The sequence below is a fragment of the Streptomyces sp. NPDC088810 genome (assembly GCF_044750305.1).
In the GTDB taxonomy this organism is placed as follows: Bacteria; Actinomycetota; Actinomycetes; order Streptomycetales; family Streptomycetaceae; genus Streptomyces.
This window is the reverse complement of sequence record NZ_JBIVJQ010000001.1, coordinates 585,728-608,855: the sequence shown is the minus strand read 5'-3', so window position 1 is coordinate 608,855 and position 23,128 is coordinate 585,728. Positions and strand designations below refer to the sequence as shown.

21 protein-coding genes are annotated in these 23,128 nt (G+C 72.3%); 11 read left to right on the top strand and 10 right to left on the bottom strand.

The annotated features are described in order from the left end of the window. Together ACIP4Y_RS02730 and ACIP4Y_RS02725 are read right to left on the bottom strand one after the other, a co-directional pair. A complete protein-coding gene (locus tag ACIP4Y_RS02730) occupies positions 1-861 on the bottom strand; it encodes an MBL fold metallo-hydrolase (RefSeq protein WP_401386859.1) in 861 nt (286 codons plus the stop codon). 77 nt (positions 862-938) lie between these two features. Continuing rightward, positions 939-2,381: an MFS transporter gene (locus tag ACIP4Y_RS02725; RefSeq protein ID WP_401386856.1), complete on the bottom strand. Its 1,443-nt coding sequence runs from the start codon at positions 2,379-2,381 to the stop codon at positions 939-941. Between the two features lie 243 nt (positions 2,382-2,624). Here ACIP4Y_RS02725 and ACIP4Y_RS02720 point away from each other — a divergent pair, with 243 nt between their 5' ends. Next, entirely contained in the window at positions 2,625-3,047 is a 423-nt protein-coding gene (locus ACIP4Y_RS02720; protein ID WP_401386853.1) for a MarR family winged helix-turn-helix transcriptional regulator, read from the top strand. Between the two features lie 18 nt (positions 3,048-3,065). Here the strand turns inward: ACIP4Y_RS02720 and ACIP4Y_RS02715 are convergent, their stop codons facing one another. Next, entirely contained in the window at positions 3,066-4,031 is a 966-nt protein-coding gene (locus ACIP4Y_RS02715; RefSeq protein WP_401386850.1) for a helix-turn-helix domain-containing protein, read from the bottom strand. A 338-nt stretch (positions 4,032-4,369) separates the two neighbouring features. Here ACIP4Y_RS02715 and ACIP4Y_RS02710 point away from each other — a divergent pair, with 338 nt between their 5' ends. Then, positions 4,370-4,978 carry a TetR family transcriptional regulator gene (locus ACIP4Y_RS02710; protein WP_401386847.1) on the top strand — a complete coding sequence of 203 codons (609 nt, stop codon included), beginning with the start codon at positions 4,370-4,372 and terminating at the stop codon, positions 4,976-4,978. Positions 4,979-5,644: 666 nt separating this feature from the next. Here the strand turns inward: ACIP4Y_RS02710 and ACIP4Y_RS02705 are convergent. From ACIP4Y_RS02705 to ACIP4Y_RS02695, 3 genes are all read right to left on the bottom strand, one after another. Continuing rightward, positions 5,645-6,397, bottom strand: coding sequence for an SDR family NAD(P)-dependent oxidoreductase (locus tag ACIP4Y_RS02705; protein ID WP_401386844.1), 753 nt, complete (start codon positions 6,395-6,397; stop codon positions 5,645-5,647). Between the two features lie 75 nt (positions 6,398-6,472). Then, on the bottom strand, positions 6,473-7,396 hold the full coding sequence (locus ACIP4Y_RS02700) for an NAD(P)H-binding protein (protein ID WP_401386841.1): 924 nt from the start codon (positions 7,394-7,396) through the stop codon (positions 6,473-6,475). Further along, positions 7,393-8,034: a ScbR family autoregulator-binding transcription factor gene (locus tag ACIP4Y_RS02695; protein ID WP_401386838.1), complete on the bottom strand. Its 642-nt coding sequence runs from the start codon at positions 8,032-8,034 to the stop codon at positions 7,393-7,395. Before ACIP4Y_RS02695 ends, ACIP4Y_RS02700 begins: the two co-directional genes overlap by 4 nt. A gap of 125 nt (positions 8,035-8,159) precedes the next feature. On the opposite strand from ACIP4Y_RS02695, the gene ACIP4Y_RS02690 reads away from it, so the two are divergent. The 9 genes from ACIP4Y_RS02690 (at position 8,160) to ACIP4Y_RS02650 (ending at position 19,624) form a co-directional block, all read left to right on the top strand. Further along, a complete protein-coding gene (locus tag ACIP4Y_RS02690; RefSeq protein WP_401386835.1) occupies positions 8,160-9,179 on the top strand; it encodes a ScbA/BarX family gamma-butyrolactone biosynthesis protein in 1,020 nt (339 codons plus the stop codon). A gap of 280 nt (positions 9,180-9,459) precedes the next feature. After that, positions 9,460-10,164 carry an AAA family ATPase gene (locus tag ACIP4Y_RS02685; protein ID WP_358642303.1) on the top strand — a complete coding sequence of 235 codons (705 nt, stop codon included), beginning with the start codon at positions 9,460-9,462 and terminating at the stop codon, positions 10,162-10,164. A gap of 77 nt (positions 10,165-10,241) precedes the next feature. Continuing rightward, entirely contained in the window at positions 10,242-10,841 is a 600-nt protein-coding gene (locus ACIP4Y_RS02680) for an AAA family ATPase (protein ID WP_358642301.1), read from the top strand. Between the two features lie 140 nt (positions 10,842-10,981). Beyond that, on the top strand, positions 10,982-12,136 hold the full coding sequence (locus ACIP4Y_RS02675) for an LLM class flavin-dependent oxidoreductase (protein ID WP_358642299.1): 1,155 nt from the start codon (positions 10,982-10,984) through the stop codon (positions 12,134-12,136). 985 nt (positions 12,137-13,121) lie between these two features. After that, the gene (locus ACIP4Y_RS02670; RefSeq protein WP_401386830.1) at positions 13,122-14,744 is read left to right on the top strand and encodes an ABC transporter substrate-binding protein; all 1,623 of its coding nucleotides are present in this window, start codon (positions 13,122-13,124) and stop codon (positions 14,742-14,744) included. Positions 14,745-14,748: 4 nt separating this feature from the next. After that, positions 14,749-15,705, top strand: coding sequence for an ABC transporter permease (locus ACIP4Y_RS02665; RefSeq protein WP_401386827.1), 957 nt, complete (start codon positions 14,749-14,751; stop codon positions 15,703-15,705). Beyond that, the gene (locus ACIP4Y_RS02660) at positions 15,705-17,681 is read left to right on the top strand and encodes a dipeptide/oligopeptide/nickel ABC transporter permease/ATP-binding protein (protein WP_401386824.1); all 1,977 of its coding nucleotides are present in this window, start codon (positions 15,705-15,707) and stop codon (positions 17,679-17,681) included. Before ACIP4Y_RS02665 ends, ACIP4Y_RS02660 begins: the two co-directional genes overlap by 1 nt. Next, positions 17,678-18,682, top strand: a complete 1,005-nt coding sequence (locus ACIP4Y_RS02655) for an oligopeptide/dipeptide ABC transporter ATP-binding protein (protein ID WP_401386821.1) — start codon at positions 17,678-17,680, stop codon at positions 18,680-18,682. The genes ACIP4Y_RS02660 and ACIP4Y_RS02655 overlap by 4 nt, the downstream gene beginning before the upstream one ends. Continuing rightward, positions 18,683-19,624 carry a dihydrodipicolinate synthase family protein gene (locus tag ACIP4Y_RS02650; RefSeq protein WP_401386818.1) on the top strand — a complete coding sequence of 314 codons (942 nt, stop codon included), beginning with the start codon at positions 18,683-18,685 and terminating at the stop codon, positions 19,622-19,624. A 181-nt stretch (positions 19,625-19,805) separates the two neighbouring features. Here the strand turns inward: ACIP4Y_RS02650 and ACIP4Y_RS02645 are convergent, their stop codons facing one another. Genes ACIP4Y_RS02645 through ACIP4Y_RS02630 form a run of 4 tightly spaced genes read right to left on the bottom strand, consistent with a single transcriptional unit; the run spans position 19,806 to position 23,113 of the window. After that, the gene (locus ACIP4Y_RS02645; RefSeq protein ID WP_401386815.1) at positions 19,806-20,738 is read right to left on the bottom strand and encodes an RNA polymerase sigma-70 factor; all 933 of its coding nucleotides are present in this window, start codon (positions 20,736-20,738) and stop codon (positions 19,806-19,808) included. After that, positions 20,735-21,100, bottom strand: coding sequence for a DoxX family protein (locus tag ACIP4Y_RS02640; RefSeq protein ID WP_401386812.1), 366 nt, complete (start codon positions 21,098-21,100; stop codon positions 20,735-20,737). The genes ACIP4Y_RS02645 and ACIP4Y_RS02640 overlap by 4 nt, the downstream gene beginning before the upstream one ends. 33 nt (positions 21,101-21,133) lie before the next feature. Further along, on the bottom strand, positions 21,134-22,366 hold the full coding sequence (locus tag ACIP4Y_RS02635) for an exo-alpha-sialidase (RefSeq protein WP_401386809.1): 1,233 nt from the start codon (positions 22,364-22,366) through the stop codon (positions 21,134-21,136). Positions 22,367-22,417: 51 nt separating this feature from the next. Continuing rightward, positions 22,418-23,113, bottom strand: a complete 696-nt coding sequence (locus tag ACIP4Y_RS02630; RefSeq protein WP_401386806.1) for a TerB family tellurite resistance protein — start codon at positions 23,111-23,113, stop codon at positions 22,418-22,420. Positions 23,114-23,128 lie beyond the last annotated feature (15 nt).

Genomic DNA, 23,128 nt, shown 5'->3' with positions numbered 1-23,128 from the left:
CTATGCGGGGTCTTCCAGCAGCGGCTCCCAGCGCGCCGCGCCACCGCTTGGCGTGACGCGGCCCAGCTGGCCCTGCGCGAAGTGGTTCGCGAAGGCCAGGGTGTCCGGACGCGTCAGTTCGGCCAGCATCTCGTGCCGCGTGCGCACCGCCTGCTCCGGCAGGGCGTCCATCGACACCCGCCAGTCGGGGCGGGCCAGTTGGGCGGAGGTGTGGAAGACGTCCCCGAACGCGATCAGCCGCTGACCGCCGCCGGAGATGACGTACGACAGGTGGCCGCGCGTGTGTCCGGGGGTGGCCCAGGCCGTGACGCCGGGGAAGATCTCCTCGCCCGGTGTCACCGGGCGGGCGCGGGTGACGGCGTCCGGGGGCACCGGCCAGCCGTCCCATTCACCGGCGGACGCCAGCAGCGCGGCCCCGGCGAACGGGGAGGAGCGGTCCGGGCCGGGCCGGAACGCCCAGCCGATGTGGTCGTCGTGCAGGTGGGTGAAGGCCACGGCCTCGATGTCGGCGGGGGCCCGGCCGGTCTGCGCGAGCGCCTCGGGGAGCTGTCCGCCGTGCAGGGCGCCGATGGTGTCGATGGTCTGCTCGGCCGGGATGTCGTGCGGTCCGAAACCGGCGTCGAGGAGCAGGGCCCGGCCGTCGTACTCCACGAGCAGGCCGGCCACGGACGTGCCGATGTAGCCCTGCTCGTCCAGGACGCCGGCGTGGTCGCCCGCCCAGTCGCGGTCCGTCGAGTCGGGCAGCCAGCGCCGCGGGTGCAGTTGGACCGCGCCGTCGGGGACGACCGTGACGGTGTGTTCGCCCAGGCGCAGTGAACGCAGCGCGCCGGGCCGGGGGTTGAGCCCCGTGGGGAGCGGCATGGTGATCCTTCGGTGGGTGCGGACATGAGTGCCGGCCGGGGAAGCCGAACCGGGGTCCGGCTTCCCCGGGCGGACGGTCAGACCGCCTCGCCGGCCTTGACGGGGGCCTCGACCGCCACGGTCTCCTGGGCGGTGGCTGCCGGCTTCGGCAGCGCCAGCGCCAGTCCGACGGTGAGCAGGATCAGGACGGCGGAGGTGAAGGTCGCCGCCTGGAGCCCCTCGGAGAGCTGGGCGGGGGACGGGTCGGAGCCGCTGGCCGCGTTGGAGACGGCGACCAGGACGGCCAGGCCCACGGCGGCACCGACCTGCTGGCCGCTGGTGGCCAGGCCGGACGCCAGACCCTGGAGCTTCTCCTCGACACCCGTGGTGGCCGCGGAGAACATGGCGGTCCAGATCACGCCCTGCGCGATGCTGAAGATCACGATGCCGGGGACCATCTGCGCGTACGACGAGCCGCTGTCGAGGAAGGCGGCGAACACGGCCGTGCCGACGGCGCCGATGAGCAGGCCGATGACCAGGGTGCTGCGCACACCGATGGCGGTCGACATCTTGCCGCCGATCACGGTGCCGACCAGGATGCAGGCGCACGGCAGGATGAAGGCCAGGCCGGTGGACAGGGCGTTCCAGCCGCGCACGGTCTGCAGCGCGAGCGTGATGAAGTAGGCGCTCGCCCCGAAGGTCGCCATGAACGCGAACGTGATCATGGAGCCGAGGCGCAGGCTGCGGAAGGAGAACACCCGCAGCGGCACCAGGGGGTCGGCGGTGCGCGACTCGATGACGACGAAGCCGACGATCAGGGCCGCCGCGGCGACGAAGCTGACCAGGGTGACGGGCGCGGCCCAGCCGATCTCCGGGCCCTGCACCAGGCCGAAGACCAGCAGCAGGGCACCGCCGGTGACGGTGACACCGCCCGGCAGGTCGAAGCCCTGGCGGCGCTCGGTCCGCTCGTCGGCGGGGATCGCCCGGAGGCCGAGCAGGGCGACGCCCAGGGCCAGGGGGACGTTGACGAAGAACACCGCGGCCCAGCCGAACGCCTGGGTCAGGACGCCGCCCAGCAGCGAGCCGACGACCATGCCGCTGCTGCCGGTGGCACCCCAGATGCCCAGGGCGCGGTTGCGCTCGGGCCCCTCCTCGAAGTTCATGGTGAGCAGGGACAGGGTGGCGGGCGCGAGGAAGGCGCCGCCGACGCCCTGCACCGCTCGCGCGGCGACCAGGACCCACGGGTCCGAGGCGAGGCCTCCGAGCACCGAGGCCAGCGCGTAGAGCGCGAGGCCGGTCAGGAACATGCGGCGCCTGCCGAGCAGGTCGGACATGCGTCCGCCGAGCAGCAGGAAGCCGCCGAACGCGACGGCGTACGCACCGATCACCCACTGGAGCTGCTGGTCCGAGAAGCCCACACCGGAACCGATGTCCGGGAGGGCGACGAACACGATGCTGTAGTCCAGGGCGATGATCAGCTGGGCCAGCGCCAGGGCCGCCAGGATGAGCCCTTTGTGGCGCGCGGAACCAGACGAAGTCATGGCTCTCTGTACCTCTCTGAGTAGAGCGGAAGGCAGGGAAGGGACAGGCCGGACCGGACGGCGGACCGTCCGGCCGGCCACCGAGCCAGCATTGATTCTAGCTCGGAAACTACTAGCTCGAACTAATTGGCTCGAAGCTAAGGCTTGGTGAGGAGCTTCCGCAAGGGAAGATCGACTTCAAATGTTTTGAACTCGTATGAACTGATCGACCGGGTTCGCAGGGCCGCCCGGTACCATGTCGACATGGCGCCCTCGAACCCCCCCGGCCGGATCGCGGACAGCGATGTGTGCAGCCTGGTCAACGCACTGGCCCAGGCGATCGAACGGCACACCCGGCAGGTCTCCGACCGCTTCGGCCTCACCTCGGCCCAGGCGGTCGCCCTGCGAGAGCTGCCCGAACCGCGCACCCTGCGGGAGCTGGCCCAGCGGATGCACTGCGAGGCCTCGAACGCGACGTTCGTCGCCGACCGCCTGGAGGCCATGGGCCTGCTGGAGCGGCGCCCGCACCCCACCGACCGGCGCGCCAAGCTGCTGCACCTCACCCCCGAAGGGGCCGCACTGCGCAGGAAGGTGGTCAAGCAGCTCGGCGTGGACTCGCCGATCGGCCGGCTCACCGACGAGGAGCAGACGACGCTGCGCGACCTGCTCGCCCGGGCCACCGACTGAGGGTGCGCGCACCGGCCCTCAGGCGGGCACCTTCGAGACCGTGAAGGCCGGCGCGACCTCCCGGATCCAGCGGCCGATCCGTTCGGCGTCACCGCCCGAGTGCGGCCTGAGCAGGATCAGCTGGTGCCCGGGCCGGCACGCGAGGTCGAGGCAGACCTGGGTCAACGCCACCTGCCCCAGCCCCGGCTGGCGCACCACCTGGGTGATGCCCGCCCCGTCGCTGATGCGGTGCTGGTCCCACAGGTCGGCGAAGACCGGGCTGCACTCCCGCAGGTATCCGACGAGGGAGGCGAGCCGGGGATCCCCCAGGAACTCGCCACTCTGCGTACGGAACCGTGCCACCGCGTCGGCCGCGTCACGCTCCCACAGGGGGAACCGGCTGCGGGCGCTCTGGTCGAGGAAGAGGGTCTCCAGGTAGTTGGAGTGCCCCCCTTCGACGCCCAGCAGGCGCTCGGCGGCGGTGTTGGCCGCCGTGATGTCCCAGTAGCGGTCCATGAAGTACGCCGGGCTCGGCAGGAAGTCGTCGACGATCTTCGCGCCCAGCAGCTCGTCGTCCTCCACGGCGGCCCGGGGCCGGCGTGGCGCGGTGTAACCCGCCAGCCGCATCACATACAGACACTGCGCCTCGTCCAGCCTCAGGACACCGGCTATGGCCGCGAGGATCTCCGGGGAGACGTTCTTCGCCCTCCCCTGCTCGATCCACGCGTACCAGGACGCCCCGATACCCGCCAGCATGGCCACCTCCTCGCGGCGCAGACCGCTCAGCCGGCGGGATCCTCCGCCGGGCAGTCCGACCTGTTCCGGAGTGACCTCCGCCCGCCGGGCCGCCAGGAAGCTGCCGAGTTCGGCGAACCTCAGGTCGGCCGGCTTGGCCGCCGCGGGAGCCTGGACGGCATCGCGCCGCGGGGCGGGTCCCGCCTCCCGGCGCTCGCGGCGGATCACTGACAACGCGACGCCGGATGCCGGAGATCCAGTACCAGTCATCGTGGTGCTCCTCCTCCGTGTACAACGCTCGCGCCCCCCGTCTCGGTGCGCACTGAACATAATAGGTACCGTTATTTTTCTTGCGCCACCAAGAGAGTAACTTTTTTTATTTTTGCTGTTCCTTGACCGTCCGAGGGGCGTGTGAGGCACGCTCGGTTCACGCCACCTTGCTGACCAGGGGTTGCGACAGACCGCCTCGCCTATAAAGATAACGAGCACTATCATTGTTAGACGGGCATGCGGGTCTCCGCAGCCGTCCCAGGGCTGCTCCCGGGCAGGGTACGAGCCGCGACCACAGGTGCGGGACAGCCCCACCGAACGTGCGGAGGCCACGGAGCATGGTCAGTCAGGAGCGGGCCGAGCGGACGCGGGGGCGTCTTCTCCAGGCCGCCGCCAGGGAGTTCTCGCTGCACGGGTACAGCGGCACGTCACTCCAGCGCATCAGCAGGTCCGCCGGAGTCACCCTGGGTGCCCTGACCTTCCACTTCCCCACCAAGCCGGCGCTGGCGGGGGCCGTGCACGCGCAGGGGTTCGCCGTCACCCTGGAGGCGGTGGCGCAGACCGGCGCCGCCCACACGGTCGACGAGGACGACCGGGAATGCCCGCTCCTCCAGCGGGTCATGCGCATCTCGCACACGGTGGCGGCCCTGCTGTACGAGGAGCCGACGGTACGGGCGGCCGCCCGGCTGAGCCGGGAACAGGCGCCCGGTCTGGACGACTGGAACGACTCCTGGCTGCCCGAGGTACGCCGGCTGCTGGACCAGGCGAGCCACGAGAAACAACTCCGGACCGGCGTCGACCCCGACATCGTGACCCTGCTCCTGCGCTACCTGGTCCTGGGCATGCTGGACTCGACCCAGCCCCCGGAAACCGCCGCCTCCCACCTGCCCCAACTGACGGCCGTGTGGGACGTGTTGCTCCCGGGTCTGGTCAACGGGGGCTTGTAGCCGGGCGGATGGCCGGGGTGGGCCGAGGAGGCGGCCGGGGGCGCGCAGGCCGGGGGGCATCACGGCGGAGGCTGGGGGCGCATCGCGGCGGAGGCAGCCTTGGCGACACTGCGGGCGCCGTCGACACACCGCCGCTGGTACGCCCGACGGACCGCCGCCGGCGCCGCGCACACCGCCGCGGGTTCATCACCGCGGGCGCCGGGGGTGCATCGGCGGACGCTGCCTCGCGCCACCACCCGCCCCACCGACACCGCCGACGGACCACTGCGGACGTCACCGACGACCACCGCCGCTACCGCCCGCACCACCGTCAGCGCCACCCACACCACCGTGCCGCGCACCGGGTGCCGACGCGGGGCCGGGCCGGCACCAGCGCCGTGTGCAGTACCGCCCGCACACCGCCGCAGGCGCCGTGCACCCGCGCACCGCAGCCCGCGCACGTCCCCGCCGGCCGAGCCGTGCCGACCACCGCCGGCCGAACCCAAGCCCTACCGACCGCCCGCCGACCGAGACACATCACGGCTCCGACCAGGCCCTCGCCCGCTTGAGCGCGGCCACAGGCGTGCCGGCCCAGGCTTGCCGCCGGCCGCCGGCCGAACCCGAGTCGGCCGAGACGCATCGCCGTGCCGACTCGGCCGCGCCCCGGCGCCGTGACCCCGCCCGTTCTCAGACCGCGCTGCATCCCCCGTCCACCGGAACGGCTGCTCCGGTGACGAAAGAGGACTGGTCACTCAGTAGCCAGGCGGCGGCTCGGGCTATCTCCAGGGGGTCGGCCATGCGCTGTTGGATCGCGCGGGAGACGCCGTTGGTCTCCACCTCGGGGTACTGCTCGACCACCGCCTCCATCAGCTCCGTGCGCGTGGTGCCCACGACCAGGGCGTTGACCCGGATGCCCTGGGCGCCGTACTCGGCCGCCGCCGCGCGCGTCAGACCGATCAGCGCGTGCTTGGCGGCGACGTACGGGGCCACCGCACCGGTGGCGAACTGACCTGCCGTACTCGAGGTGTTGAGGATGGTGCCGCCGCGGTGGGCGAGCATCGCCGGTATCTGGTAGCGCATGCAGTTCCACCCGCCGCGCACATTGACGTCCATGATCTGGTCGTAGACGTCGTCGGACAGTTCGTGCAGCCGCGCGCCCGCCGTCCCCCAGCCGGCGTTGTTGAACGCCGCGTCCAGGGAACCGTAGGCGGAGACGGCGGCGTCGACGACGCGGCGCACGTCCCCCGCCGACGTCACGTCCCCCGGGCACGGCAGCGCCCGGCCCCCGTCCGCGGTGATCTCCGCCGCCAGCTTCTCGAGCTTCTCCTCGCGCCGCGCCATGAGCACGACCGCCGCGCCCTGCGCCGCGAGATGGCGGGCGGTGACGGCACCGATGCCGCTCGACGCCCCTGTGATCATGACCGTCTTGTCCGTGAACACGTTGTTCCCCTCCCCGTTGTTTCCGGACAACCGGTTCGGTCCCCACCGAACCGGCCCCTCCCTGTCATGCCGGAGTCAGCTGAACTCCCCGACGTGATCGGTGGTCCACTCGGTGAATGTCCCCGGCCGCCGCCCGAGCAGCTCCGCCAGGGTCCCTTCGTCACGCGCGGCGGCCGCTCCCCCGGCCCGCCGTCGTGCACCCGCCACCAGCGCCTCGGCGATCCGCTCGCCGTACCGGCGGCTCCAGCCGGCGCGGGCCTCCTCCTCCGTGATCTCCTCGAACTCCAGCCGCCTGCCGAGGACTTCGGCGAGTACGGCGGTCTGCTCGCGCGGCGAGAGCGCCTCCGGGCCGGCCAGCGCGTACGTGCGTCCGGCGTGCCGGGGCTCGGTCAGCGCCGCCACCGCCACGGCGGCGACGTCCCGGGGGTCCACGCAGGCCGTGCGCGACGCACCGCCGAGGGCCCGCACGACACCGCGTTCGCGGATCGACGGCGCCCAGGCGAGCGCGTTGGACATGGGGGTGCGGATGCGCAGCACGGTCCAGGACAGCCCGCTGTCGCGCAGCACCTCCTCGCTCCGCCGGTTCCAGCGGGCGACCAGGTCGTCGGCGCCCGGGTCGGCGACCCCGCACCAGGAGAGCTTGACGGCGTGCCGCACCCCGGCGGCGCGGGCGGCGGCCAGGATGTTCTCGTCGTCCTCGGGCCGCAGCGGGTTCGCCGTGACCACGAAGACGGCGTCGGCGCCGTCGAGTGCGCGGCGCAGCAGCTCGCGGTCCGCGTAGTCACCCCGGACGGCCGGGCCGGGCAGTCCGAGCGCCGCGGCCTTGTCCGGATCGCGTACGAACAGGCCGGGCCGCTCCGTTCCGCGCTGCGCGAGGAGCCGCGCCACATGACGCCCCACGGCTCCGGTGGCGCCGGTGACGACGATCTTCGGGCCGGAGGCCGGGGCGGCGGGTGGGTCGTCGGTCCGGTACGCGGCCTGGGTACCCGGCGCCGTCACGCGGACTTCCCACGGGAGTCGTCGAGTTGCATCCGGTTCAGCGCGCTCGGGGTGGCGATGGTCGGCAGCAGCACGTTCCACATCTCCCTCACTCGCTGTGGCAGGTCCCTGCGACCGCTCTCAAGGTGGGCATGCATCTGTGCACCGGTGCACGCGTTGACGATCAGTCGTGCCACCGCCTTGACGTCGACGTTGGCGCGCACCTCACGCTCGTTCTGGGCGAGGGCCAGGTCCTGGGCCATCACCTCGGTCCACTGCTGGTGCGAGTTCTCCTCCGGACCGATGAACAGGTCCTGTTCCATGACGAGGCGGGCACCAGCCAGCAGAAAGGGATCGTCAAGGAGTGCGTGAGCCCATGTCAATGTGACGTCGATCGCATGCTGGAGCCCACGGGACTCGAACGGCGGCGCCACCCGGTCCGGCTGGCTGCGCACGATCTCCCGGGCCAGGGCCTCCTTGTTCTCGAAGTGGAAGTACATCGCGCCGAGCGTCAGCCCCGCGCGCTGCGTGATCTTCGTGACGCTGGCGCCGGAGAAACCGCACTCCGCGAACACCTCGGCCGCGGCACGCGCGACCAGCGCCCGGGTCCGGACCGCGCGCTCCTGCTTGACCTCCCGCTTGCCCGTGAGCTCAGCCATCGACAGACCCTCCGAAGTAACCCCTCGACAAAAAAAAGAACTATCTCTATCTTACGACCTGGCTCCGGCCGACACCACGCTGTCACCCACACCGTTGCGACGACATACCTTGTTCGGGGGATCTGATGGCTACGCTCACCAGGCAGAGAACCGCTTCTTCCGGCCCCTCTGCCGCCGACGTCAAGCGCTACGCAGGCAAGGTCGACCTCACCGAAGTGCTGGTCTCCGACTGGCACCCGCTGACGGATCTCACTCACGTGGTGACCGTCGACTGGCCCGCCCGGCACGCGTTCTACACCGCCACCGCACACCGGCACGATCTGCTGTTCTTCACCGAGAGCGTCCGCCAGGCCCTGGCCGTGGCGAGCCACCTCGGCATCGGAGTCCCCCAGGGCTACCGCATGGGCTGGGAGCGACTGACCTGCACGGCCTCGCCGGAGGCCCTGGCCACGGGCCCGGACCCGTCCGTCGTGGAACTGACGATCACGCACGACCAGGTCGTCCGCCGCAAGTCGGGCGTGTTCCGGCTCACCGCCCACGTCCGGGCCACCCGGAACGGGCAGCCGCTGGGCACCGCCCGGGTCGGCTACACCGCCTATCCGCCGGCCCTGTACAACAGGCTGCGCGGCGCCCGCGCCGACGCCCGGGCCGCCTTCGCCCGCGCCCTGCCGCCGGGGCCCGCCGTCGAGCCCGCACTGGTGGGCCGTACCGACGCGCACGACGTGACCCTGACCCCGGACACCTCCGAGGTCCCGCACGGCAGACCGCGCCGGTGGGCACTGCGCACCGACACCACACACCCCATCCTCTTCGACCACCCCCACGACCACATACCCGGCATGGTCCTGCTGGAGGCCGTGAGCCAGGCCGCCCAGGCCGACGCGGCGCCCCGGCGGATCGTCCCGGTGGAACTCGACACGGTCTTCCACCGCTACGTCGAGCTGGACCTGCCGTGCGCCATCGTCGCGGACGACGCCGGGTTCGAAGAGCCAGGACTCGAATCCGGACCCGAACCGCGGCTGGACCGGCGGCGCGTCAGCGGCATCCAGGACGGACAGGCCGTCTTCACCACACTGATCACCAGCATCGTCCAGGACCCGGCGGTACCGTCCGCCGGCCGGCGCCTTCAGGCGACGGCGGGCTGAGCACCGGGGACGACCGGAGGAACGTTTCCCCTCGGCCGCCCCCGCGCACCACACCCACATCCGGCAGGCCGCGGTGGCTTCACGCCACCGCGGCCTGCCGCTTTTCCATGGCCGGCGAGGGAGGAAAGGACTCCCCCCTCACCTTGTTGGTGACAGCAATCGTGTCTGTGGTGATGGGCTCGGCGACGCTGTTGAATTTGGAGTCTGGGTAAGTCACGCGGCTGTTGCCATGATTATTCCGTCCCGCTCACCCGACACGAATTCCCACGAGGAGACAGAGATGAATCTGTCCATTTCCGGTACCTATTCCGTCGGCAAGACCCTGACCAGCATGGCGCTCGCGCACCTGACCGGCATCCCGCGCACCTCCGCCCCGACCATGCGCGAACTGCTCCCCATCTCGCTCCCCGGCAAGACGCTGGAGGAGTGCAACGGCGCCGAGCTCATCATGCTGATCACGCGGCGGATCCAGGGCCGGGCGGTCGCCGAGAGCCACCTGCCGAACGGATTCATCTCCGACGGGTCCGCCCTCCACGAGTGGTCGTACGCGACCGTGCGCGTCAAGGTCGGCATCAACCCGAACGAGTCCGTGGACCTCGACAACGTCGAGATGACCGACGAGGTCCGGTTCTACGCCGAGGTGATGAAGCAGGTCGCCATTCCGGCGAAGCAGCACACCAAGCAGTCGTACGACGCTTTCGTGCACCTGCCGATCGAATTCCCCATTGTCGAGGACGGCCACCGCCCGGTGAACGAGCGTTTCCGGCAGCTCGCGGAAGAGCTGCTGCTGAAGACGCTGGAAGAGCTGGAAATCCCGGTCCACATCGTCGGCGGCACCATTCCGGAGCGCCTGGCCAAGATCGTGGACATCTTCGGGTTCACGCCCGTGATGAGCATCGAGGAGGCCATCGACCGGGCCGAGGACGAGTACTCCAAGATCGACACCCGCAACGAGCTGGAGCGCCTGGCCGACGTCGCCGCGTGAGCGGCCGGCCGGCCCCCGAGCCGGCCGCCCGGTCCACGGCAGCGCGCAAGGCATCACAGAAGAAGGAGAGAGACCACGTGAGAATCGCATTCGTCGGCGCCTACGGAAACGGCAAGACGACCCTCACCACCGAACTGTCCAAGCGGACCGGTCTGGAGCGGGTCCACGGCAGCGCCATGCGGGACCCGGCCGGCGGCACCCCCAAGGCGCTGGAGGAGACCAACGAGCCCGAGCTGATCCAGCTCGCGGTGCGCCGCTACACGGAGCGCGCGGTCGACGAGGCCGGCCTCAAGGACGGTTTCCTCTCGGACGGTTCGGTGCTCCACGAGTGGGTCTACAGCAAGGTGCGGCTCGCCGTGGGCCGTTACCCGGAGCCCTCGGTCACCCTCGCCGACGTGCAGAAGGCGACAGGCCCGTACGTGGAGGTCGTGGACCAGCTCGGCCTGCTGGCGCAGGAGCACGCGCAGGCGAACTACGACGTCATCATCCACTGCCCGGTGGAGTTCCCGCTGCCCGAGGGCGTCGACCCGATCAGCGAGCGCTTCCGCACGCTGTCGGACGAGGTGATGCTCGAGATCGTCAAGACGCTCGACGTCCCGCTGCACATCATCACGGGCAGCCTCGAGGAGCGCATCGAGCAGGTCCTCAAGATCGCCGGCCTGCCGCAGACCGCGTAGCAGCGTGCCACCGTAGGCGTCGTCCGAAGCCGGACGACGCCCTCCATCCCCCTTCGCCACCCCCATCCCTTCACTCCCCCGCCCCTCCCACTCCCCTCCATCCCCCCATTGACTGCCCCCGTTCACGGCAAGGAGAGACCGTGCACACCGGAATCGGAGTGTTCCTTTCCCCCCTGCACGCCCCCGGTCAGGACCCGCACCTGACCATTCGGCGTGACCTCCAGCTCGTCGAGCACCTGGACGAGCTGAACTACGACGAGTGCTGGTTCGGCGAGCACCACTCCCTGGCCTGGCCGACGATCGGCGCCCCCGAGACGATCATCGCGGCCGCCGCCGAGCGGACCCGGCAGATCAAGCTGGCCAACGGCGTGGTCCCGCTGCCCTTCCACCACCCGTACAACGTCGCGACCCGCGCCCTCATGCTCGACCACCTCACGCGGGGCCGCTACATCCTCGGCGTCGGCCCCGGCGCCACCCCGAACGACTCCCACCAGTTCGGGGTCCCGCAGGACGAGCTGAAGCGCATGGCGAGCGAGGCGATCCCCGTCGTCCGGGAGCTGGTCAACGGCGAGGAGCGGGTGAGCGCCAAGACCGACTGGTTCGTCCTCCAGGACGCCAAGATGCAGCTGCCCCGCTACAGCAAGCCGGGCATCGAGATGGCGATCTCCAGCATCGGCACGCCCAACAGCCCCAAGGTGGCAGGGCAGTACGGACTGAGCCTGGTGTCCTGGGGCGCGCCGCCGCCCGGACTGCCGGCCGTGGACCTGGCCCAGCAGTGGCGCTACGCCGAGGAGTCCGCCGAGGAGCACGGCAACACGATGGACCGGGCCAAGTGGCGCGTCGTCGTACCGCTGTACATCGCGGAGACCCGGGAGGAGGCCTACCGGGACGTACGGGAGGGCTTCTCCGACTGGCTGTGGAACTACTGGGGCAAGGCCGCCGGCTTCGACGTGGCCGCCAGCATGGAGGGCGTCAAGTCCTCCCAGGAGCTGGAGGCGGGCATCGAGCAGGGGCTGGCGATCATCGGCTCCGCCGAGGACGCGGTCGCCGCGCTGGAGCGGCTCCAGGAGCAGACGGGCGGCTTCGGCACGTTCCTCGTGTACGCCATGAACTGGGCGTCGTTCGAGAAGACGAAGGCCAGCTACGCGCTGCTGGCCGAGCAGGTGGCACCGCGCTTCTCCGGCAGCACGGCACGCGGTGACGAGTCCATCCAGTGGAGCATCGACAACCGCCACATCTTCCCGCACACCGAGGCCCGACGCGCCCGCGCAGCCCGGGAGACCCAGCCGGTCTGACCCGACCCCCTGGCCCTCCCCCCCACCTGAGACCGACAGCGACCCGCCCCCGTCGCTGTCGGTCTCCCGCGCTGGAGCCCCCTGCCACCGGGCACGATTGGCAGCGAGCGATCGGGGGGCGGCGTGCCCTCAGGGTGACGCCGGGCCGGCTCCTGGCGGCCCAGCCCACCACCAACCCCACCCGGCATCCATGCGAGACGCCACGGCGCACCGCCCCGACCCCAAGACGCCAAGCCCACCCGGCATGCCGGCGAGCGCGTTCGCGTCCTGCGCGGGGACCTGGCGGGGTGGTGGTGGGCCGTCAGTAGGTGGTCGCGCTCGCGCACCACCCACCGACCGCAGGACGCCACGCCACCCGGCATCCACACGAGACGCCACCACGCCCCCACACACCCGGCCACCCGCAGCAAAGCCGACCCCGGCGCCCATGCGAAACGCGCCCTCCGACCCGCAAGACGCCAAGCCGACCGGGCGACCTTGCGAAACGAGACGCGCACCCTGCCAACCGCAAGCCGCCCCCACCCCCACCCACGCGAAGCGCCCCCCCCCGCCGCCGACGGCGCGACCGCAGCTGCCGTAAGGCCCCAGTGGGCCTGAGTCGCCCGCTCGCTTCTTACCCGTGCTGGAGTGGGCGGCCGAGTCAAGGGTGGCCCGGAGGGGCATCGCCGGAGGCGACGCGCAGCGCCCTTTACTCGGCTCGCGGAAGCACGACACCGGCCTGAGAAGCGGGCGGCCCCGCGGTCACCGTGGCGTCGCCGCCCCACCCCAACGCCCTCTCCCAGGGACGGCCCTGACTCCTCGGCCATTCGTGTGCGCCGTCTTGACCACCCCCTGCCCCCCTCCTATGGTCGCGCTACCGACAACGTAGGACGTAGGACGTCGTATCTCCCAGCGAACCCCTCCGCATCCCTCCTCCGACCTTCCTCCGCGCCCCCGTCGCACCCCCTCCCGCCCCCCCCTCCCCCAACCCACCCCTGGAGGCCCCGTGCGCACCTTCCTCCTCGCCAAGGCCCCCGCACCACGCCGCCGTTCGTTCCTGATCGGTGCCGGATCGCTGGGCGTGGGCGCGGTGCTGGGCGGTTGTTCCGCCGGTCCGGAGTCGACGAACGAGACCGGTGGCGGTGGCAGCGGCAAGGACCGGACGCTGACCGCCGTGATCGGGTACGGCAACGACGGCAGCTGGGACCCGACACAGACCGCGTCGGCGTTCGCGATGGCCGCCAACCACCACCTCTACGAGGGGCTGCTGGACACCGACCCGATCACAAGGGCGCCGTACCCCGCGCTCGCCACCGCGCTCCCCCGCGACCCCTCCGCCACCACCTGGCGGTTCACGCTCCGCTCGGGGGCCACCTTCCACGACGGCAAGCCCGTGACGGCCGACGACGTCGTGTTCGTCTTCGACCGGATCCTCGACCCGGGCACCCAGACCCTCGCCAAGGGCTTCTTCGCCTCCTGGCTGGAATCGGTGCGGAAGGTCGGCACCCGGACCGTCGAGCTCACCCTCAGGTTCCCCTTCCCGGACGGCCTCGCCCGGCTCACCCTGGCCAAGGTCATGCCGCAGCACGTGTTCTCGCGGCCCGGTGCGTGGGACGACGCGGTCAAGGGCCTGGCCGTGGGTTCGGGGCCGTACCGGCAGACCGCGCACCACCCGAAGTCGAACACGACCTTCGAGGCGTTCGCCGGCTACAACGGCCCGCGCAGGCCGGCCTTCCGGAAGATGAACTGGCTGACCATCGTGGACGCGGCCTCGCGCGTCGCGAAGATCTCCGGGACCGGCGCGGGCGCCCAGATCGCCGACAACATCCCGTACGCCAACATCCCCCGGCTGGAGCAGGGCGGGCTGAAGGTGGCCGGCGGTGCCGGGATGAACAACCTCTTCCTGATGTTCAACACCCGGCACAAGCCCTTCGACGACGTCCGCGTCCGCCAGGCCCTGCACTACGCCATCGACACCGAGAAGATGGTGCAGGTCGCACTGAAGGGACACGGAAAGCCCGCGTCCTCGTTCCTCAACGAGGCCAACCCGGGCTACCGGCGCGCCAAGACGGTCTACGACCACGACCCGGCCAAGGCCAGGGCGCTCCTCGAAGCCGCCGGAGTCACCGACCTCGAGGTCGACATCCTGGCGGTCAACGTCAGTTGGATCGTGGACTGCCTGCCGACCATCAAGGCCTCCTGGGACGCCATCGGCGTGCGCACGACGCTCGCGCCGCAGGAGACCACGGCCGTGTTCACCAAGCTGGACCAGAAGCAGGACTACCAGGTGGTCGCGGCGGCCTCCAACCCCAACCAGTTCGGGCTCGACGCCGACCTGATCATGCACTACAACTACGGCCCCGAGAACCTGTGGATGCAGTACACGCGCTGGGCCGGCCACCCCGTCGCCCGGCAGCTCTTCAAGGACATGGACCGGGCGACCCGGGAGCCGGATCCCGCGCGGAAGAAGGCGATGATCCAGGACTGCATCGACGTCGTCGCGGAGCAGGCCGTGCTCTACCCGGTCGTCCACAACGAGCTGATGACCGCCTGGGACCCGCGCGAGCTCAGCGGGATAAGGCCCCAGCCGTACCCGGGCATCAACGTTCTCGGCGCCAGGTGGATCTGACGGCATGACGGCCGTCGTACGGATCCTGCTCCGCCGCATCGCCCTGCTCGTCCCGCTGCTCCTCGGGATCGTGCTGTTCGTGTTCCTGGTGATGCGGTTCTCGGACGTCGACCCCGCGTCCGCGTTCTTCCAGGGCGCCAACCCCACCGCCCGGCAACTGCACGAGTTCCGGGAGCGCAACGGGCTGCTGGACCCGCTGCCCGTGCGGTACGTCCACTTCGTCGGCGACCTGCTCCACGGCGACCTCGGCACCAGCGCCCTCACGCGCGCGCCGGTGGTCGGCCAGGTCACCACCGCGCTGCCGCTCACCCTCCAGCTGACCTTCCTCGGGCTGGCGCTCGCGGTCGTGCTGGCGCTGGCCGGCGGGGTCACGGCGGCCGTGTACCGGGACCGGCTGCCGGACCAGGTCATCCGGATCGTGTCGCTGGTCGGGGTGGCCGCGCCCGGGTTCTGGCTGGCGCTGCTGATGATCCAGTACCTGGCCGTGGACCGGGGCTGGTTCCCGACCGGCGGCTACATCAACCCGGCCGACTCGGTCACCGGCTGGCTGAAGACCATGGCCCTGCCCGCCGTCGCGCTGTCCCTGCCGGTCGCCGCCCAGCTGACCCGGATCGTGCGGACCTCGGTGGTGGAGGAGCTGGACAAGGACTACGTGCGGACCGCCATCGGGAGCGGGCTGCCGCCGCGCGTGGTCGTCGGGCGGAACGTGCTCCGTAACGCGCTCGTCAATCCCCTCACCGTGCTCGGGCTGCGGGTCGGCTATCTCCTCGGCGGCGCGGTCGTCATCGAGACGATCTTCTCGCTGCCCGGCATGGGCAAGTTGATGATCGACGCCGTGCAGAACGGTGACCCGGCCGTCGTGCAGGGGGTCGTGCTGACCACCGCCACCGGGTTCGTCGTCGTCAATCTCGTGATCGACATCCTGTATCTGCTGGTCAACCCACGTCTGAGGGCGGGCTGATGGTCACGCGTGCGCGCATCGCCGAACGGCTCTCCCGGCCCGGTGTCCGGCTGCGCGGCCCGCGCCGGCTGCCGCTGCTGTCGAAGGCCGCCGTCTGCTTCCTGGCCGTGGTCGTCCTGGTCGCCGTACTCGCGCCGGTGCTGGCGCCGGACGATCCGCTCGACCAGCAGGACCCGGTCGGAGGGAGCGGGGCGCCGTCGGCCGCGCACTGGATGGGGCAGGACAGCCTGGGCCGGGACATCCTGAGCCGGCTGATGTACGGGGCCCGCTGGTCGCTGGCCATCGGGCTGGGCGCGACCGGGCTCGCGCTCGTCGCCGGCGCCTTCCTGGGGGCGCTCGCCGCCACCTCCCGCAAGGCCGTCGACGAGACGCTGATGCGCTGCCTGGACGTGGTGATGGCGTTCCCGGGAATCGCGCTCGCCGCCGTCCTGGTGGCCGTGTTCGGCGGTGGGATCGGGGTGCTGATCTGCGCGATCGCCTTCCTGTTCACCCCGCCCGTGGCCCGGGTGGCGCGGGCCAATGTGCTGGACCAGTACGGCGAGGACTACATCACCGCCGAGCGGGTCATCGGCGCCCGCACCCCGCACATCGTGCTGCGCCACGTGGCCGTCAACTGTGCGGCGCCGGTGCTGGTGTTCTGCACGGTCCAGGTCGCCGAGGCCATCGTCTTCGAGGCCTCGCTGTCCTTCATCGGCGCGGGTGTCCGGCCGCCCGACCCGTCCTGGGGCAGTGTCATCGCCGACGGCAGGAACATGGTGCTGACCGGCGGCTGGTGGGCGACGGTCTTCCCGGGGCTGCTGATCCTGCTCACCGTGCTGTCGCTGAACATCCTCTCCGAGGGCGTGTCGGACGCCTGGGCCGCGCCCGCCCCGCGCGAGGTGCGGGCGCCGGAGGACCGGCTGGAGACGCCGGAGTCCGGCACCGGCGAGGTGCTCGCGCTGCCCGGTCTCGCCGAGGCCGCCCGGCGGCTGCGCTCCCGGGCCCGGCCGCGCCCCGCTCCCGGCGGGCAGCCGGTGCTCGCCGTGGAGAACCTCGCGATCGGCTTCCCGGACCGGCACCGGGGCGTGGACATCGTGGCCGGGGTCGGCTTCGATGTGTATCCCGGTGAAGTGCTCGGTCTGGTGGGCGAGTCGGGCTGCGGCAAGTCGCTGACCGCGCTGACCGTCATGGGGCTCCAGCCGAAGGGCACCCGGATCAGCGGGCAGGTGCGGTTCCGGCAACGGGAGCTGCTGGCCGAGCCGATGCGGGTGCGGCGGCGGCTGCTCGGCCACGAGATGGCCATGGTGTACCAGGACGCCCTGTCCTCCCTGAACCCGGCGATGACCATCCGGGCCCAGTTGAAGCAGCTGGTCCGGCGCGGTGGCGGGCGCGGTCCGCGTGAGCTGATGGAGCTGGTCGGTCTGGACGCCGACCGCACCCTGCGCAGCTATCCGCACGAGCTGTCCGGCGGGCAGCGCCAGCGCGTGCTCATCGCCATGGCGCTCTCCCGGGACCCCAAACTGATCGTCGCCGACGAGCCGACCACCGCCCTGGACGTCACCGTGCAGGCACAGGTGATGGAGCTGCTGCTCCGGCTGCGCGCGGAGCTGGGCTTCGCGCTGATCCTGGTCTCGCACGACCTGGCGCTGGTCGCCGACGTCACCGACCGGGTGGTGGTGATGTACGGCGGGCAGATCGTGGAGACCGGGGTGACCGCCGACCTGGTGGCGGCACCGGCCCACCACTACACGCGCGGCCTGCTGGGCAGCGTGCTCTCGCTGGAGTCGGCCGAGGAACGGATGACCCAGATCAAGGGGGTCGTCCCGTCCCCCGCCGACTTCCCTGCGGGCTGCCGGTTCGCCGACCGCTGCCCGCTCGCCACCGAGGTGTGCCACACGACCGCCCCGGTCCTCACGGGCACCCCGGTGCACACGGCTGCCTGCCACCATCCGGCGGTGGCGCTGACCTCGGCGGAGAGCGAGGAGGCCGTGCAGTGACCGCTGTCGTGGAGGTGCGGGACGCGCACGTCGTCCACAGGGCGCGCACCGGCGGCCTGTTCCGGCGGGACCGGGTGTACGCCCTGACCGGCGCCGATCTGTCCGTGGCGCCCGGTGAGACGGTCGGCGTGGTCGGCGAGTCGGGGTGCGGGAAGTCGACGCTGGCGAGGGTGCTGGTGGGCGTCGAGCGGCCGGTGACCGGGACGGTGTCGTTCGGGGGCCGGGAGCTGTGGGCGATGCCGGCCGCCGAGCGCCGGGCCACGGTCGGTGCGGGCACCGGCATGGTCTTCCAGGATCCGTCGACCGCGCTGAACCGCCGGCTGCCGGTCCGCCGCATCCTGCGCGATCCGCTGGACGTCCACCGGCGCGGCACCCGGGCCGAACGGGAGGACCGGGTGCGGGAGTTGATGGCCCTGGTGGGCCTGCCGCGGGCCCTCGCCGACGCCCTGCCGGGGCAGCTGTCCGGCGGGCAGCGGCAGCGCGTCGCCATCGCCCGCGCGCTCGCCCTCGACCCGGCGCTGGTCGTCGCCGACGAGCCGACCAGCGCGCTGGACGTGTCGGTCCGCGCGCAGATCCTGAACCTCTTGCTGGACCTGCGGGAACGCCTGGGGCTGGCCCTGGTGTTCGTCTCGCACGACATCCAGACGGTACGGCGGATGAGCGACCGGGTGATCACCATGTACCTGGGCCGGATCGTGGAGGAGACCCCGGCCGGCCGGGTCACCGACGCCGCCCGGCACCCGTACACCCGCGCCCTGTTCTCGGCGACGCCCGGACTGCTGGACCCCGTCGAGCCGATCCCGCTGACCGGTCCTGTGCCCTCGGCGACCCGCCCGCCGAGCGGCTGCCCGTTCCGCACCCGCTGCTGGAAGGCGGACGAGGTCTGCGCCGCGTCGATGCCGGAGTTCTCGGCCGCGTCACGGCCCGGACACCGCTTCCGGTGCCACCATCCTGTGCAGGAGGACACGCCGACCCGAGACCTAGCGCGCCAGGAGCCCTGAATGACCTTCCAGCTCACCGGTGTCGTACCGCCCGTCTGCACGCCCCTGACGCCGGAGCGGGAGGTGGACGAGCCCTCGCTGCTGCGCCTGGTCGACTTCCTGGTGGAGGCCGGGGTGCACGGGCTGTTCCTGCTCGGCTCGACGTCGGAGGCGGCCTTCCTCACCGACGCGCAGCGCCGGCGGGTGGTGGCGGCCGTCACCGCGCACGTGGGCGGTCGGCTGCCCGTCCTCGCGGGCGCCATCGACATGACGACACCCCGGGTCCTGGACCATGTCGCGGCGGTCACCGCGGCCGGTGCGCAGGCAGTCGTCGTCACCGCCCCCTTCTACGCCCGCACCCACCCCTCGGAGATCGTCCACCACTACCGCCGGATCGCCGCCGCCAGCCCGGTCCCGGTGATCGCCTACGACATCCCCGTGGCCGTGCACACCAAGCTGCCCGCCGACGTGGTGCTGGGGCTCGCCGGTGACGGCGTGCTGGCCGGGCTCAAGGACTCCAGCGGGGACCTGGCGGCCTTCCGGGAGGTCGTCGCGGGCGCCCGGGCGCACCCCGGGTTCAGCGTGCTGACCGGCTCGGAGCTGATCACCGACGCGGCGCTGATGCTGGGTGCCGACGGGGCGGTGCCGGGCCTGGCCAACGTGGACCCGCACGGATACGTCCGCCTCTACCGCCTGTGCAGGGCGGGCGACCTGGAGGGCGCGCGGGCCGAACAGGAGCGGCTGTGCGCGCTGTTCGGGATGGTGGGCGTCGGCGATCCGGCGCGGATGGGCGGCAGCTCGGCGGCGCTGGGCGCGTTCAAGGCGGCGCTGCATCTGCGCGGGATCATCGACTGCCCGGTGACCGCCGAGCCGCAGGTGCCGCTGTCCGGCGCGGAGATCGAGCAGGTCGGCAAGTTCCTGGCGGCGGCCGGGCTGCTGGGTGCCGGCACGGAACGGCACTGACGGCGTAGTCACGGTGCGGTCCGGCGTCGGCGATCCGGCGCCGGATCCGCCCGTCGAACACGTCGAGCACCAGGGTGTGCAGCACCCGGCCGTCCCGGTCACGGAAGACCGCGCCGGCTCACAGGTCACCTCGACCAGGGCCAGCCGGGAGCCCCGGAACCGACCGGCACCGACGGCGTGGTCACGGTGCGGTCCGGGGGGTGCGGCGTGCCTGTTGCAGTTCGCGGTGGACCGCCCAGGCGTCCGCGACCGGGCCCACGTGCCCGAGCTTGTCGGGGTTGACCACCAGGCGGATCGCCTGGATCCGCCCGTCGAGCACGTCGAGCACCAGGATGTGCAGCACCCGGCCGTCCCGGTCACGGAAGACCGCGCCCGGCTGGCCGTTCACCTGGTGCGGCTCGCAGGTCACGTCGACCAGGGCCAGCCGGGGGAAGACGGCGGCGAGCAGCCGGGCCACGTGGTCGGCGCCCAGGACGGTCCGGGCCAGCTGCGGGGCCTTGCCGCCGCCGTCGCCGACCATCGCCACATCGGCGGCGAGCAGGTCCCGCAGTCCGGTGACGTCGCCTTCGCGCAGGGCGTCGAAGAACCGCGACGCCAGTTCCTCCCGCTCGGTGCGGTCCGCCTCGAAGCGGGGCCGGCCCTCGGTCATGTGGCGCCGGGCCCGTACCGCCAGCTGGCGGCAGGCCGCCTCCGAGCGCCCCACCGTCGAGGCGACCTCGGGGAAGCCGAAGTCGAACACCTCGCGCAGCACGAACACCGCACGCTCCAGCGGGCTGAGCCGTTCCAGGAGGAGCAGGGCCGCCATCGACACCGAGTCGGCCAGCTCCGCCGACCGCGCCGGATCCTCGTAGGGGTCGGCGAGCAGCGGCTCCGGGAACCACGGTCCGACGTAGGCCTCCCGCCGGACCCGGGCCGAGCGCAGCACGTCGATGGAGAGCCGGGTCACCGTGGCGGAGAGGAAGGCCCTGACGGACCTGGGCTCGGTGGGCGAGGCGGCGTAGCGCAGCCAGGTCTCCTGGACGGCGTCCTCGGCCTCGCTCACGCTGCCCAGGATCCGGTAGGCGATCGAGAACAGCAGGGGCCGCAGCTCCTGGAACTCCTCGGTCCTGCTCATCGGAAGCGCCCCCATGCGATGAATGCGGCCAGTGCGAGATAGGCGAGGTTCAGCAGCACGAACGCGGACTCGCCGCGCCGGCCGTGAGTGATCATCGCACCGGTCATCAGCAGCATCCAGCAGACGGCGGTGACCGGCACCAGCACCGGTGCGATGCCGAGCGCGGCCGGCAGGACCAGGCCCGCCGCGGCCAGCAGCTCCAGCACGCCGAGGGTCTTCACGAAGCCGGCGCCGGCGTCCCCCGTCCATCCCCCGCCGTGCACGGCGGCCAGTCTCTCCCGCGGCACGAACGTCTTGGTGACGCCGCCGAGCAGGGCCACCGCGGCCAGCAGTCCGGCGGCGATCCACAGTGCGAGGTTCATCGTCCACTCCGTGATCGAGGAAGGTGTGCACCCCTACGACGAGACGGCCGCCCGCGGCTGTGACACCTGCGGCAGGCGGAGCCGGCGGAACTCCAGCGACTCGTAGGGGCCGTGGACGCCGGTCTCGTAGAGGACGCCGATCGTGCCGGGGGCGAGCCGGACCAGGTCGGAGTAGGCGGCCGGGCGGTCCGAGAGGACGCGGAGCCGGGTGAAGGTGCGGCCGGTGTCCGGGCCGGCCCACAGGGCCAGGGCGCGGCGCGCGGTCGGCACGGAGGGCGCGGAGAACAGCAGGGGCGCGCCCGGGCCGCCGGCGTCCAGGACGCTGCCCTGGACCACGGGGACGGCGTTCAGGGCCGGCTGGACGGTGAAGGGGCGGTCCAGGGTGCGTCCGCCGTCGCGGGAGGTGGCGTCGAGGCGGTTGCCGGGGGCGGTGCCGTTCTGGTCGCGGGCGCTGAAGTAGACGCGGCCGTCGGGGAGCTGGGCGGCACCGGTCTCGTTGGTGTTGGTCCGGCCGTCGTAGGTGTCGTCCACGAAGCCCAGGTGCCAGGTGCGGCCGAGGTCGTCGCTGTAGAGGGCGTGGCCGCCGTAGTACCTGGCCTCCTGGCCGGTGTCGCGGGAGCCGGGGGGCGGGGCCGCGGAGTGGTCGGCGGGGACGAGGAGTCGGCTGGGGGTGCCCCCTCCGGGGGAGTGCGGGCCACCGGTGAGCGCGAGCGCGTGGCCGGGACCGGTGGCGTACCAGCGCCAGCCCGGCCGTCTCACCTGGGCGGTGATGTCCCGCGGGGCGGTGAAGTGCCGGCCGTCGTCCGCGCTGCGCTGCACGAAGACCCGGCGGCCCTGTCCCGGGCCGGCCTCGCCGCGCATGATCTGGGCCTCGGTCACGGTCCCGCTGTTGGCGCAGGTCACCAGGACGATCAGGCCGGTGCGCGGGTCGACGACGGGCGCCGGGTTGCCCCGGGTGCGCCCCTGCCCGGCGGCCACCACGGTGAGCGGACCCCAGGTGCAGCCGCCGTCGGTGGAGCGGCGCAGGACGACGTCGATGTCACCGCTGTCGGCGGGCCCGGACCGGCGGCCCTCGGCGAAGGCCAGGACGGTGCCCTGCCTGCTGGTGACCACGGCCGGGATGCGGTAGACGGCGTAGCCGCCCTGCCCGGCGGCGTACGGCACGGAGGAGGCGCAGCCGCCGGGCGCGGCGTGCGCGGGCAGCCGGGCGGTGAGCGAGGTGAGGAGCGCCAGGCAGGCGAGGAGGGAGCGGCTGCGCGGGGTCACCCCCTGATGCTCCCCGTATCCACCGGGGCGGTCTTACTCCGTCCGGGTGGGTCAGGACGGGGTCCGGGCGGCGGCCAGCAGGCGGGTCACGTCGTCGGAGCAGATGGTGAGGGCCGCGCCGACGGTGGTGAGGGCGTCGCGTTCGGCGGGGGTGTAGGGGCCGTCGGCGAGTGCGATGCGGGCGGCCTGGAGGAGCAGGGACTCGCGGCCGGCCGGGGCAAGGTGGGGGGCCAGCGGGTCCAGGGCCTCGTGCAGCTCTATGGTCAGCCCGGCCCCGCACGGCTGCTCGAAGTACCGGCCGGTGTCGGCGGCGAGGGCCTCGACCAGGGCGGCCAGCTGGTCCTCGGTGCAGTCGGCGAAACCGGCGGCGCGGACCGTGGCGGCGGCCGTCTCCAGGGCCGTACGGGAACCGGCGCCGCCCGCGGCGAGCACGGCGAGGGCGACGGTGTGCACGGCGTCGCGGAGCATGGCGGAGAAGCGGCGGGTGGTGGGGTGGTCCAGCACCTCGGTGCCGAAGTGGTGTCCGCAGGCCGCGCACTCCACCACCGGTCCGGCCGCCCCGCGCGGCAGCACGGGCACGCCGAGCAGGGTGAGCCGGCGCCTTCCGCTGAGCCGCTGGTAGTTGCGGTCGCCGCCGCAGCCGGGGCAGAAGAACTCGCCGTCTCCCACGGGTGTCCATGCGGTGCGGGTGCCCAGGATGCGCACAGCCCTGGCGGCACGGCCGTCTCGTCCCCGTACTGGCAGCACGTCGCACCTCCGTAA